At 77.5% G+C, this 12,649-nt stretch carries 11 protein-coding genes; 9 read left to right on the forward strand and 2 right to left on the reverse strand.

Going from position 1 to position 12,649, the window contains the following annotated elements; translation table 11 throughout:
• The first annotated feature begins 355 nt into the window (after window positions 1-355).
• The 9 genes from GA0070558_RS24250 to GA0070558_RS33920 all read left to right on the forward strand — a co-directional run bounded on the left by GA0070558_RS24250 (window position 356) and on the right by GA0070558_RS33920 (window position 11,880).
• Window positions 356-1,630: an ATP-grasp domain-containing protein gene (locus GA0070558_RS24250; RefSeq protein WP_091283901.1), complete on the forward strand. Its 1,275-nt coding sequence runs from the start codon at window positions 356-358 to the stop codon at window positions 1,628-1,630.
• Window positions 1,627-2,478 carry a Rossmann-like domain-containing protein gene (locus GA0070558_RS24255; protein ID WP_176734360.1) on the forward strand — a complete coding sequence of 284 codons (852 nt, stop codon included), beginning with the start codon at window positions 1,627-1,629 and terminating at the stop codon, window positions 2,476-2,478. Before GA0070558_RS24250 ends, GA0070558_RS24255 begins: the two co-directional genes overlap by 4 nt.
• Window positions 2,475-3,548 carry a PLP-dependent cysteine synthase family protein gene (locus tag GA0070558_RS24260; RefSeq protein ID WP_091283904.1) on the forward strand — a complete coding sequence of 358 codons (1,074 nt, stop codon included), beginning with the start codon at window positions 2,475-2,477 and terminating at the stop codon, window positions 3,546-3,548. Before GA0070558_RS24255 ends, GA0070558_RS24260 begins: the two co-directional genes overlap by 4 nt.
• Entirely contained in the window at window positions 3,545-4,597 is a 1,053-nt protein-coding gene (locus GA0070558_RS24265; protein ID WP_218107075.1) for an enolase C-terminal domain-like protein, read from the forward strand. The genes GA0070558_RS24260 and GA0070558_RS24265 overlap by 4 nt, the downstream gene beginning before the upstream one ends.
• Window positions 4,594-5,841: an MFS transporter gene (locus GA0070558_RS24270; protein WP_091283961.1), complete on the forward strand. Its 1,248-nt coding sequence runs from the start codon at window positions 4,594-4,596 to the stop codon at window positions 5,839-5,841. Before GA0070558_RS24265 ends, GA0070558_RS24270 begins: the two co-directional genes overlap by 4 nt.
• A complete protein-coding gene (locus tag GA0070558_RS24275) occupies window positions 5,838-6,665 on the forward strand; it encodes a methyltransferase domain-containing protein (protein WP_091283906.1) in 828 nt (275 codons plus the stop codon). The genes GA0070558_RS24270 and GA0070558_RS24275 overlap by 4 nt, the downstream gene beginning before the upstream one ends.
• Before the next feature lie 123 nt (window positions 6,666-6,788).
• The gene (locus tag GA0070558_RS24280; RefSeq protein WP_218107076.1) at window positions 6,789-8,354 is read left to right on the forward strand and encodes an ABC transporter substrate-binding protein; all 1,566 of its coding nucleotides are present in this window, start codon (window positions 6,789-6,791) and stop codon (window positions 8,352-8,354) included.
• Window positions 8,351-9,301: an ABC transporter permease gene (locus GA0070558_RS24285; RefSeq protein ID WP_218107077.1), complete on the forward strand. Its 951-nt coding sequence runs from the start codon at window positions 8,351-8,353 to the stop codon at window positions 9,299-9,301. The genes GA0070558_RS24280 and GA0070558_RS24285 overlap by 4 nt, the downstream gene beginning before the upstream one ends.
• Window positions 9,298-11,880, forward strand: a complete 2,583-nt coding sequence (locus GA0070558_RS33920) for an ABC transporter ATP-binding protein/permease (RefSeq protein ID WP_256092103.1) — start codon at window positions 9,298-9,300, stop codon at window positions 11,878-11,880. Before GA0070558_RS24285 ends, GA0070558_RS33920 begins: the two co-directional genes overlap by 4 nt.
• Before the next feature lie 40 nt (window positions 11,881-11,920).
• On the opposite strand, the gene GA0070558_RS24300 is transcribed toward GA0070558_RS33920, so the two are convergent.
• Complete coding sequence (locus GA0070558_RS24300) at window positions 11,921-12,190, reverse strand: GlsB/YeaQ/YmgE family stress response membrane protein (RefSeq protein WP_091283911.1); 270 nt, start codon at window positions 12,188-12,190, stop codon at window positions 11,921-11,923.
• Complete coding sequence (locus GA0070558_RS24305) at window positions 12,187-12,642, reverse strand: STAS domain-containing protein (RefSeq protein ID WP_082106783.1); 456 nt, start codon at window positions 12,640-12,642, stop codon at window positions 12,187-12,189. The genes GA0070558_RS24300 and GA0070558_RS24305 overlap by 4 nt, the downstream gene beginning before the upstream one ends.
• Between the last annotated feature and the right edge of the window lie 7 nt (window positions 12,643-12,649).

Here is a 12,649-nt window from a genome sequence, read left to right on the forward strand (position 1 = left end):
GGCCTCGGCGCGACGCCGAGAGATCTTGGTGCGAAACGGCCCCTCTGAGGGCCGAAAGTTACCAAGATTCACGTTGATCGGTGCGTGCTGCTACTCCCGCTTCAGGTCAGCGTCGAAGTGGACGCCGGTGTCCGTGATCGCGGTGCCCTTGGTGGCGACGCGCAGGGCGTTCGGGCCCGTCGCCGTCACCGTGGCGGTCAAGCCTTCCGAGCAGGTGATCGGCTCGCCGTTCGCAGCGACGGATGCGCGGCGGCGGACGTGCGGGCGGCGGGCCGCGGCGCGGCGGACTTTACAACGAAAACCGTTTCCAACAAGATGTACGCGGGACGCCACCGCAACAGGACGGGAGTCGTTGATGGGTCACCTGCTGGTCATCGAGAGCTGGGTGGGCGCGATGAGCGCCCTGCTGCCGAGGGCGATCCGGGAGGACGGCCACCGGTTCACGTTCCTCACCCGCGACCTGCACCACTACCTGCGGGCGACGCCGCCCGGCGAGGTCCACCCGCTGCTCGCCGCCGACAACGTGGTCACCGCCGAGACCAACGACCCGGCGGCGCTCGCCGCACACGTCGCCCGGCTGCACACCGCCCTGCGCTTCGACGGGGTGCTCACCTCCTGCGACTACTACCTGCACACCGCCGCCGAGGTCGCCGCCCACCTCGGGCTGCCCGGCCCCGACCCGGCGGCGGTGCGCCGCGCGTACCGCAAGGACCTGGCCCGCGAGGCGATGCGCCGGGCGGGCCTGCCCGGGCCGGCGTTCGCGGTCACCGACGGCTGGGCGGACACCCTCGCCGCCGCCGAGCGGCTCGGCTTCCCGCTGGTGGCCAAGCCCGTCGACCTGTGCGCCGGCATGTACGTGCGCGCCGTCGCCGACCCGACGCAGCTGCGCTCGGCGTACGACGCGCTGGCCGGCTTCGGCGTCAACGCCCGCCGGCAGCCCCGGGTGCCGCTGGTGCTGCTGGAGGAGCTGCTCACCGGCCCGGAGGTGAGCGTCGAGACGGTCACCTGCGACGGCGTCACCACGGTCGTCGGGGTCACCGACAAGAGCCTCGCCGGCGCGCCCGCGTTCGTCGAGAGCGGACACATGTTCCCCGCCGACCTGCCCGCCACCGACGCCCGCGCCGCCGCCGACGCGGCCGTCGCCGCGCTCGCCGCCGTCGGCCTCACCCACGGCGTCGCCCACACCGAGCTGCGCCTGACCCCGGCCGGGCCCCGGGTGGTCGAGGTCAACCCGCGGCCCGCCGGCAACCAGATCACCGAACTCGTGCGCCGGGTCACCGGCATCGACCTGCCGATGGCGTACGCGCGCCTCGCCCTCGGCGAGCGCCCCGACACCACGCCGGTCGACACCGGCGTACGCAGCGCCGCCATCGCGTTCCTGCTGCCGCCCCGGGCCGGCACCGTCGACACGATCACCGGCACCGACCGGCTCGTCGACGACCGTGGCGTCGTGGACTGGGCCGTCAGGCCCGCCGGGCACCGCACCGGCGACGCCAGCAGCAACAACAGCTACCTCGGCCACGTCATGACCGTCGACACCGACGGGCCGGGCGCGCGGGCCCGCGCCGAGGCGCACGTCGCCGCCCTCGACGTCCGGTACGCCGACCAGCTCGCCGGGGCCGCCGCGTGACCGCCCCGGCCGCCGGCCCCACCGTCACCGCAGCACCCCACGACAGCCTCGACGACCTGATGGCGGCGGTGCTCGCCGGCCGCCTTGGTCCCGATCCGGCGGGGGAGCGGGTCAGCGTCGGGTTCGTCACCCGGCAGGGCGCCCGCCACCCCGGTCGCGCCCGGGGCTACCGCAACCACGTGCTCAGCCTGCGGGTCGGCGTCGCCGTCGGCTCCTGCGCCGTCGAGCCCGACGAGCTGCCCGACGACGTCGCGTACGACTGCGTGGGCGCCACCGTGGCGGAGCTGCTGGCCCACCCGAGCCTGCCGGTGCGCGTCGCCGCGCTCGACGCGTACCTGATGGGGGTGCGCCCGCACGCGGGCGCGGCGACCGACGTGGTGACCGTGCCCGCCGGCACGTCGCTGGCCAAGTCGGCCGCCCGCGCCGCCGCCGTGGTCGACCTGCTCCCCGCCGAACCCGGGCGGACCGTGCTCGTCGTCGGCGTGGTCAACTCCCTGCTCGACCAGCTGCGCCGGCGCGGCCTGCGCTACCTGCCGTGCGACCTGGCCGGCGGGCGCACCGAGTGGGACGAGCCGTGCCTGTCCGACGCGGCGGCGCTGCTGCGGCGCTGCGACGCGATCCTCGCCTCCGGCATGACCCTCGGCAACGGCACCTTCGCGCCGCTGCTGCGCCACGCCCGGGCCACCGGGGTCCCGCTGGTGGCGTTCGCCCAGTCCGGCAGCGCGGTCCTGCCGTGCTTCCTCGGGGCCGGGCTGACCGCCGTGTCGGCGGAGCCCTACCCGTTCTTCTGGCTCGACGGCGGCCCCACGCCGCTCTACCGCTACCGCGCCGACCGGGAGGGCCGATGACCGCGCCGCAGCTGCTCGATCTCGTCGGGCGCACGCCGGTGGTGCTCGTGGACGCCCCGCTGCCGCACCCGCACCCCGGCTTCCTCGCCAAGGTGGAGTGCCTGAGCCCCGGCGGGATGAAGGCCCGCGCGGCGGTGTCCATGCTGGCCGGCGCGCGCTCGCGCGGCGAGCTGGCCCCGGGGGCCCCGGTGGTGGAGTCGACCAGCGGCACCATGGGCGTCGGCCTCGCCTTCGCCGGGCAGGCCCTCGGCCACCCCGTGGTGCTGGTCATCGACCGGGAGCTGGAGCCGTCCATGCGGGCGCTGCTGCGCGCCCACGGGGCCCGGCTGGAGGTGGTGGACGCCCCGCACCCCGTCGGCGGCTGGCAGCAGGCCCGCCTCGACCGGCTGCTCCGCGTGCGGGCCGCGCTGCCCGGGGCGTACTGGCCCGACCAGTACCGCAACCCCGACAACGCGTCCGGCTACGCCGGGCTCGCCGACGAGATCGTCGCCCAGGCCGACGTCGTGGACACGCTGGTGTGCAGCGTCGGCACCGGCGGGCACAGCGCCGGCCTGGCCCGCGCGCTGCGCCGGCACTGGCCCCGGCTGCGCCTGGTCGGGGTGGACACCGTCGGCTCCACCATCTTCGGTCAGCCCGCCCGCGCCCGGCTGATGCGCGGCCTCGGCAGCAGCATCCACCCCCGCAACGTCGACTACGCCGCCTTCGACGAGGTGCACTGGGTCGGCCCGGCCGAGGCCGTGCAGACCTGCCGGCGGCTGGCCCGGCACGCGTTCGTCACCGGCGGGTGGAGCACCGGCGCGACCGCCCGGGTCGCCGCCTGGGCGGCGAGGACCCGACCCGGGGACCGGGTCCTCGCCGTGTTCCCCGACGGGCCGCACCGCTACCTCGACTCCATCTTCGACGACGACTACTGCGCCCGGCGGGGGCTGCTCGGCCCCACCCGGGGCCACCCCGTCGAGATCCCCCACCCCCGGGCGGTGGAGGTCACCCGGTGGAGCCGGTGCCGCACCGTCGTCGACCCCCGCCGCCGGCCCGCCGAGCCGGCCCGAGGGCAGCGGGTGCCGGCGTGAACCTCGACTGGCGGGCCTACCCGCTGCCCCTCGCCGAGCCGCTGCGCATCTCCCGGTCGGTCATGGCCCGCCGCGACGCGGTGGCCGTGCGGCTGACCCACGACGGCGGCACCGGCCACGGGGAGGTCGTCACCAGCGCGTACCAGCGTCTCGACCTGGGCCGCATCGACGCGCTGCTGACCGCCCTGCGTCCCCGGGTCACCGGGTACGCCGACCCGGAGGCGCTGCGCGCCGACCTCCCGGCGCTGGCCGCCGACCTGGCCGACGCGCCGGGGGTGCTGGGCGCGCTCGACGCCGCCGTGCACGACCTCGCCGGGCGGCGCGCCGGGATGCCCGTGTGGCGGCTCGTCGACGCCCCCGCGCGGGAGGCGGTCTCGACCGCGTACACGATCGGGCTGGTGCCGCCCGCCGACGCCGCCGCCACCGCGCGGCGGCTCGTGGCGGCCGGCTTCACGGTGCTGAAGGTCAAGGCCGGGGCGGACGACGACGTCGCCCGGGTCGCCGCCGTGCGGACCGCCGCCCCGGCGGCCCGGCTGCTGCTCGACCCCAACGCAGCGTGGACGCCCGAGCGGACCGTCCGGGTCCTCGACGCCGTCGCCGCCTGCGCCGTGGACGCCGTCGAGCAGCCCGTCCCGCCCGGCGACCCGGACGCGCTGGCCTGGATCGGCGCGCGGGTCGCGGTGCCCGTCGTCGCCGACGAGGACGTTGCCACCGTCGCCGACGTGCACCGCCTCGCCGGGGCCGTCGCCGGCATCAACGTCAAGCTCGCCAAGTGCGGAGGGATGGCCGCCGCGCGCCGGCTGATCGACACCGCGGCCGGGCACGGCATGGACGTCATGCTCGGCTGCCTGGTCGCCAGCACGCTCGGCGTCGCCCCGGCGCTGCATCTGGCCGGGCACGCCCGCTGGGTCGACCTCGACGGGCACCTGCTGCTCGCCGACGATCCGTGGACCGGCATCGGCGGCGCCGACGGCACCCTGCGTACGCCCGGCGGGCCCGGCCTCGGCGTGCGCCCGGCGCGGGCCGACCGGCAGGCGGTGGCCCGATGACCGCGACCTGGACGACGCTGCGCGGCTTCCCCCCGGCGATCCGGCTGCTGGTGGTCAACCAGCTCGGCGTCAACATCGGCTTCTACCTGCTGCTGCCCTACCTCGCCGGCTATCTCGCCGACGACCTCGGGCTGTCCGCCGCCGTGATCGGCCTGGTCCTGGGCGTACGCAACCTCAGCCAGCAGGGCCTGTTCCTGCTCGGTGGCTCCGCCTCCGACCGGCTCGGTGCGCGCGGGGTGATCATCGTCGGGTGCGCGCTGCGCGCCGTGGGCTTCGGCGTCTTCGCCGTCGGGGTGTCGCTGCCGGCGCTGCTGGCCGCCTCCGTGCTCTCCGGCCTGGCCGGTGCGCTGTTCAACCCGGCGGTGCGGGCCTACCTCGCGCAGGCCGCCCCGGACCGGCGGGCCGAGGCGTTCGCGCTGTTCAACGTGTTCGCCAGCGCCGGGTCCCTGCTCGGGCCGCTGATCGGCAGCGCGCTGCTGCTGGTCGACTTCCGGGCCGCCGCCCTCGCCGCGGCCGGCGTGTTCGCGGCGCTGACCGTGGCCCAGGCCCTGGTGCTGCCGACGCAGCCGGCCCGCAGCAGCGGGCAGGGCGTGCTGGGGGACTGGCGCGAGGCCGTCACCGACCGCCGCTTCCTCGCCTTCACCCTCGCACTCAGCGCGATGTTCGCCCTGCAGAACCAGCTCTACCTGGTGCTGCCCGTGCAGGCGGAGCGGGCCGGCGGGCATCCGCTGGCCGTGGCGGCGCTGTTCGTCGTGTCCACGGTGGTGACCCTCGCGTGGCAGGTGCCGGTGACCCGCTGGCTGCACCGCCGCCTCGCCCGGGGCCCGGCCATCGCGCTCGGGCTGGCGGTGATGGGCGGGGGCTTCGTGCTGCCGCTCGCGCCGGTCGGCGGTCCCGCCGGCCCCGTCCGGCTCGCGCCGGTGCTCGGCGCGGCCGTGCTGCTCGCCGTCGGGGTGCTGGTCGCGCAGCCGTTCGTGCTGGAGCTGATCCCGGCGTTCGCCCGCGACGGGCTCACCGGCACCTACTTCGGACTGTTCTACCTGGTCTCCGGGGTGGTCGCGGCGGCCGGCACGACCGCCGTCGGCCGCGCCATGGACGACGGGTCCGGCTCCGGGGTGCCGGCGGTGGCGTGGTTGCTCTGCGCCGCGCTCGGGCTGGCCTCCGCGGCGGCCGTGGGGATGCTGCACCGCCGGGGCGCGCTCGACCCGACGCCCGCGCCCGCCCCGTCGGCGGTGCCCGCATGAGCGGGGGAGCCGGCGGCACCGGACCGGCCGCCGCCGGGGCCAACCTGCTCACCGACAACCCCGAGCTGTACGAGGCGCAGTTCCCCGACCCGCAGCACGCCGCCGCCGGCTTCGTCGACGACCTGCTGCGCCGCCACGGGCCTCCCGGCCGCCGGCTGCTCGACGTCGGCTGCGGCACGGGCCGCGACGCCGGGCGGCTCGCGCAGCTCGGCTGGGCGGCCACGGGCATCGACACGTCGGCGGCGATGCTCGCCCATGCCCGCCGCCGGCACCCGCACGTCCGGTTCGTGGCCGCCGACATGCGCGGCTTCGACCTCGCCGACTGGTTCGACGCGGTGACCTGCCTGGACAGCGCCATGCTCTACTGCCACACCAACGCCGACCTCACCGCGTTCCTGGCCCGGTGCCGCGCGCACCTGGCCCCGGGCGGGCTGCTGCTGGCCGAGATGCGCAACGGCGCGTTCTTCCTCGGCAACACCGAGCTGCTCGACGGCACGTCGGTGCGCACCGTGCCGTGGCGCGGCGTCGCGTACACGTCGCGGACCCGGCTGTGGATCGACCACGCGGAGCAGCTGCTGCGCCGGGAACGCGCCTGGAGCTGGCCGGGCGCGCCCGAGCCGCTGGTGCAGACCTCGGCCTGGCGACTGCTGTTCCCCCAGGAACTGCGGCACCTGCTCGACACCGCCGGCTTCGACGTGTTGACGTTGTTCGATGGGCCGGGTCCGCGTACCGCGCCGCCGTGGCGGCCCGGCGCGGCGCTGTCCACCGCCCTGCGCGGCGACCGGCTGCACCTGCTGGCCCGCCGCCGCCCCGACCCGGCCTGACCTGCACAGATCCGACCCGGCCCGACCTGCGCAGCTCGGGCCCGGCCCGACCCCACCCGTTGTCCGGCGTCGCCGCCGGACCGGCCGCACCCCGACCGACCCGCTTCCCTGGAGGGACCCCCCGTGACATCCGTCATCCCCATGCCCGCCGCCCGGCTGACCCGGCGCGGCCTGCTCGGCGGCGCAGCCGCCGCCGCGTCGGCCACCCTGCTCGCCGGGTGCGGCGACAGCCCCACCGGCACCGCCTCCGACCGGCCGCGCCGGGGCGGCCGGCTGCGGGCCGTGTTCGCCGGCGGCGGCGCGCAGGAGACCCTCGACCCGCACCTGGCGAACCTGTTCAACGAGGCGTCCCGGGCCAAGGCCATGTTCGACAAGCTCGCCGACTACGGCCCTGACGTGTCGATCCGGCCCCGCCTGGCCAGCGGGTGGGAGCCCGACGCCGGCCTCACCCGGTGGCGGATCACCCTGCGCGAGGCCACCTTCCACGACGGCCGCCCCGTGCGCGCCGCCGACGTGCTGTACAGCTACGCCCGGATCACCGACCCGAAGCGCGCCTTCCGGGCCAGGGCCAGCCTGGAGCTGATCGACCTGCGCGGCAGCCGGGCGGTCGACGACCGGACCGTCGAACTCGCGCTGCGCCGGCCGTTCGCCGAGTTCCCCAACGTCCTGGCGGCCTTCGGCGCGTACGTGGTGCCCGAGGGCGCCGACGCCTTCGACCGGCCCGTCGGCTCCGGCCCGTTCGCCTTCGGCGCGTTCCAGCCGGGCCGGTCCCTGCTGCTCAAGCGGTACGCCGACCACTGGGACGGCGCGCCGCACCTGGACGAGCTGGAGTATCTCGTGGCCAACGAGGAGTCCGCCCGGATCAACGCGCTGCTCGGCGGGCAGGCCGACTACGCCCACGACGTCACGCCCACCACCGCCCGCACCTACGCGGGCGACGCGCGGGTGCGGATCACCCGGATGGCCAACAGCACCATGCAGGCCCTCGCCATGAAGGTCGACCGGCCGCCGTTCGACAACCGGGACCTGCGCGAGGCGATGTTCCTGCTCACCGAACGCCAGCAGCTCGTCGACACCGTGCTGTCCGGCGCCGGCCAGGTCGGCAACGACCTGTTCGGCAAGGGCTACCAGCACTACGCCGACGACATCGCCCAGCGCGTGCCCGACCTCGACCGGGCCCGCTTCCTCGTCGAGCGGGCCGGCGCCCGGGGGCTGCGCATCCCGCTGGACACCGCCCCCGTGGCCAGCGGCTTCGTGGAGACCGCGAGCGTCTTCGCCGAGCAGGCCCGGCAGGTCGGGCTGACCGTCGAGGCGCGCAGCGGCAACAAGGACACCTACTGGAAGGACATCCTGACGGGCGGGGTGCTCGCCTGCTACCGTTCGGGAGCCATGCCCATCGAGACTCATATATCTCAGCGGCTGTTGAGCACGTCCACCACCAACGCCACCCGGTGGCGGCGGCCCGACTTCGACGCGCTCTACGCCCGCGCCGTGTCCAGCACCGACGAGCAGACCCGCCGGCAGGCGTACGGCGACATGCAGCGCGTCCTGCACGCCGAGGGCGGCTTCCTGGTCTGGGGCTTCGCCGACTTCCTCGTCGCGACCAGCCCCCGCGTCGGCGGGGTGTCCGCCGCCGCGCCGGCCAACACCCTCGACTGGGCGCGCTTCGACAAGGTCTGGCTGGGTTGAGCCTGCCCCGCTACGCCGCCCGGCGGGCCCTCGTCGGGGCCGGGCAGGTCGTCGGCGTCGCCACCGTCGTGTTCGTCCTGACCGAGGCGCTGCCCGGGGACGCCGCCGTGGTGATCGCCGGCGACCAGCCCGACCCCGCGCGCATCGCCCTCCTGCGCGACCAGCTCGACCTGGACCGGCCCGCCTGGCAGCGCTACCTCGACTGGCTCGCCGACCTCGCCAGCGGTGACCTCGGCGTCTCGCTGGTCTCCCAGCGGCCGGTCGCCGGGGTCCTCGCCGCCGGGGCCGCGCCCACCGTGCTGCTCGCCGCCGCCACGCTGCTGCTGCTCGTCCCGCTCTCCGTCGGGCTGGGGATGCTCGCGGCCCGGCGGGAGGGCGGCCGCCTCGACCGGGCGCTCTCCGCCACCGCCGTCGGCCTGTACGCGGTGCCCGAGTTCGCCCTGGCCCTGCTGCTCGTCGCGGTGTTCGGCATCCGGCTGGCCTGGCTCCCGCCCACCGCCGTGGGCACCGGCGGCGACCTGCTGTCCCGGCCCGCCGTGCTGGCGCTGCCCCTGGTGGTGCTGCTGGCCCGGCCGTTCTGCTCGCTGAGCCGGCTGACCCGCGCCGGCATGATCGAGGCGATGCGGGCGGAACACGTCGCGCACGCCCGGCGGCTCGGCGTGCCCGAGCGCCGGCTGCGGCTGGTCCACGCGCTGCCCAACGCCCTCGCGCCCGTCGCCCAGCAGCTCGCCCGCACCACCGACTGGCTGCTCGGCGGGGTGATCGTCGTCGAGGCGGTGTTCGTCGTCCCCGGCCTGGGCACCGCGCTGGTCGACGCGGTGACCGCCCGCGACGTGCCCACCGTGCAGGGGCTGTGCGTGCTGGTCGCCGTGACCACGGTGACGGTGAACCTCGCCGCCGACCTGGTGGCGTTCCGGCTCGCCCCGCGCGTCGGGGCCGCCGCGTGAGCCCACCCGGTCGCCGCCACCGCACCCCGGCCCGGCTGCGCCTGGCCGTCGGCGTCGCGCTGCTCGCCGTACCCCTGCTGGTCGCCGTGGTGGGGCCGGCCCTGGCCGGCGACGCGGCGCCGCGCGGCCGGCCGTTCGACCCGGGCGGCGCGTTCGGCACCGACTTCGTGGGGCGCGACGTGCTGCGCCAGGTGCTGCTCGGCGGGCGCTCCGTGGTCGGCGTGGCGCTCGCCGCGACCGCCCTGGCGTACCTGGTGGGGGTGCCGCTGGGGCTGCTGGCCGCGCTGACCCGCCGCCGGTGGCTCGACGAGCTGGTCATGCGCCCGCTGGACCTGCTGCTCGCCGTGCCGTCGCTGATCCTGCTGATCCTGCTGGCGGCCACCGCGCCGCGCGGGCCGGCCACCCTCGTCGGCATCGTCGCGGTGATCGGCCTGCCCGAGGTCGCCCGGATCAGCCGCGCCGCGGCGCTTCCGCTGGCGCACGGCCCCGCCATGGAGGCGATGCGGCTGTACCGGGAGACGTGGTGGCGGCGCGCCGTCGGCCACGTCGTGACCGGCAGCCGCCGGGTGCTGCTCGCCGACGCGGGCGTGCGGTTCATCGGCGCGCTGTACCTCGTCGCCACGGCCAGCTTCCTCGGCGTCGGCGTCGCCCCCGACGCCGCCGACTGGGCGGTCATGGTGGACCGCAACCGCGCCGGCCTGCTGCTGCAACCCTGGTCGGTGCTGGTGCCCGCCGCGCTCCTCGTCGCCCTCGCCGTCGGCGTCAACCTCGTCGCCGACCGGCTGCTCGCCGACCGCGACGCGGCGGCCGGCGAGGGGGCCGCCCGGGACGCGGGATCCCGGCACGGGGCCGCCCACCGGGACGCGCCCGGGGCACGTGTCCCCGCCGCCCGGGCGCCGCTCGACGACGGGGCCGCCGGCCCGGCCGTCGCCGCCGGCCCGCCGACGCCGCCGGTGGACGCCTGCGCGGTCCGGGTGGTCGGCCTCGACGCCGAGGTCGCCGGGCGTCGCCTGCTCGCCGGGGTCTCGTTCACGGTGGCGGCGGGCGAGGTGCTGGCGCTCGTCGGCCGCTCCGGCAGCGGCAAGACCACCGCCGGCCGGGCGCTGCTGGGGGAGGCCGGCCCCGGCGTGCGGCTCGCCGGCCGGGTGGAGGTGGCCGGCCGTGCCGTGTCCCCGGCGACCCCACCGCCCCCGGGCGTCGTCGGCTACGTCCCGCAGCAGCCGTCGGCGGCGCTCAACCCCGTCCGCCGGATCGGCGCGGTGCTGCGCGAGGTCGCGCGGCGCCACACCCGGCCGGAGCGGCGGACACCCGGCGGCCCTTCGGGCGACGCGGCGGCCCGCGCGACGGTGACCCGGCGGTCGGCGGTGCGCCGGGCGGTGGCCGACGTGCTGGCCCGCGTCGACCTGCCCGCCGACCGGGAGTTCCTGCGGCGCTTCCCGCACCAGCTCTCCGGCGGCCAGCAGCAGCGCCTCGTCGTCGCCCACGCGCTGCTGGCCAGGGCGCGCGTCCTGGTCGCCGACGAACCGACCACCGGGCAGGACAGCCTCACCCGCCGCGACGTCGCCCACGAGCTGCGGACCCTCGCCGACGCCGGGATGGCGGTGGTGCTGCTCAGCCACGACCTGCACCTGGTGCGCGCCGTGGCCGACCGGCTGGTCGTCCTGGACGCCGGCGCGGTCGTCGAGGCCGGCCCGGCGGCCGACGTGCTCGCCGCGCCCCGGGACGAGCGCACGCGCCGCCTGCTCGCCGCCGCCCCGGCCGCGCCGCTCGCCGCCGCCTCTGCCGCCGCAGCACCGGCGCTGCGCGTGGGCGACCTGGTCGCCGCCCACCGTGCCGGCGCCCGCCGCCGTACCGTGCTGCGCGGCGTCACCACCGCCGTCGCCCCCGGCGGATGCCTCGCCGTGGTCGGCCGCTCCGGCAGCGGCAAGACGACGCTCGCCCGCTGCGTCGCCGGGCTGCACCCGCCGCGCGGTGGAACCGTCGGCCTCGACGGCCGGCCGCTGGCCGGGACCCTGGACCGGCGAACCCGCGCGGACCTCGCCGCCGTCCAGTACGTCTTCCAGGACGCCCGGCCCAGCTTCCACCCCCACCGGTCGGTCCTGGAGCAGGTGTCGAGGGCCGCCGTGCGGCTGCGCGCCCTGCCGCCGACCCGGGCCCGCGACGCCGCGCGCCGCGCCCTCGGCGAGGTCGGCCTCGCGGCGGACGTCGTCGCGCGCCGCCCCGACCGGCTCTCCGGCGGCGAGCTGCAACGCGCCGCCCTGGCCCGGGCGCTGCTGGCCGAGCCCCGCGTGGTGATCTGCGACGAGATCACCTCGGGACTGGACACGGTCAGCCGGGACCGGATCGTGGCCCTCGTCGACCGGCTGCGCCGCGCCCACGGGCTGGCCCTCGTGGTGATCAGCCACGACCGCGACGTCGTCGCCCGCCTCGCCGACCACGTCGTCGTCCTGGACGCGGGGCAGGTCGTCGAGGCCGGGCCCGCGTCCGCCCTGCTCACCGCCGCCCGGCACCCGCTGACCCGGGCGCTGCTGCACCCGTCGGAGACCGGGGCCGGCCCCGTGACCGGCCCGCGGCCGTGATCGTTTCCCGGTCCGGTCCGGGTCGATGCCGGCCGACCCGTCAGGCGGAGTCGGAGCGGCCGGAGGTGGCCGCGACGAGGACGACGCCGACCCCGGCCATCCCCGCCTGCACGACCACGTCGACCAGGCGGAACCCCTGCCCGTTCGCGCCGGCGAGACGGGCGACGACGCTGCCGGCCAGGGCGGCGACCACACCGACGACGAGGGTGAGCCACAGCGGCGCGGTCGGTCGGCCCGGCACGGCGAGCCGGCCGAGCGTCCCCACGACGAGCCCGACGACGACGGCGCTGACCAGCGCGGCGACGGTCACGCCCACTCCGCCGACCGGCGGGCGCGCCCCTGGCCGGCCGGTGCCGGGCGACGGCTGCCACCCCCGCCGCCCGGCACGACCGCCCGGCCGACCGGCGGTGCCACCGGACCGGGCCGTTCGGGGGACCCGGTCGCCGCGTCGCCGACGACGACCGGCAGCACCTGGTCCAGCCGGGCCGACTGCAGGATGCGCCGGATCCGGGGGTTCGGTTCGCGGACGGTGAGCACCCCGTCGGCGCGGGTCAGCCGCCGGTGCACGTCCAGCAGGAACCCGATGGCGGCGGCGTCGATGTGCCGGCAGGCGGACAGGTCCACCACGATCTGGGCGGGACGCAGCGCGAGCAGCCGGTCGAACACGGCGCCGGTCTCCGGCAGGCAGGCCAGGTCGAACTCGGTCACGGCCACCTCGACCAGGGGGATCGTGCACTCCCGGCGTGCCAGCGGCGTCGTCACGGCCGTA

The sequence above is a fragment of the Micromonospora haikouensis genome (genome assembly GCF_900091595.1).
Lineage (GTDB): Bacteria > Actinomycetota > Actinomycetes > Mycobacteriales > Micromonosporaceae > Micromonospora > Micromonospora haikouensis.

Bases quoted from the DNA above. Each gene is read 5' to 3' on its own strand.
- GA0070558_RS24260 (WP_091283904.1), top strand. From the start codon at position 2,475: ATGACCGCGCCGCAGCTGCTCGATCTCGTCGGGCGCACGCCGGTGGTG.
- GA0070558_RS24275 (WP_091283906.1), top strand. From the start codon at position 5,838: ATGAGCGGGGGAGCCGGCGGCACCGGACCGGCCGCCGCCGGGGCCAAC.
- GA0070558_RS24250 (WP_091283901.1), top strand. From the start codon at position 356: ATGGGTCACCTGCTGGTCATCGAGAGCTGGGTGGGCGCGATGAGCGCC.
- GA0070558_RS24270 (WP_091283961.1), top strand. From the start codon at position 4,594: ATGACCGCGACCTGGACGACGCTGCGCGGCTTCCCCCCGGCGATCCGG.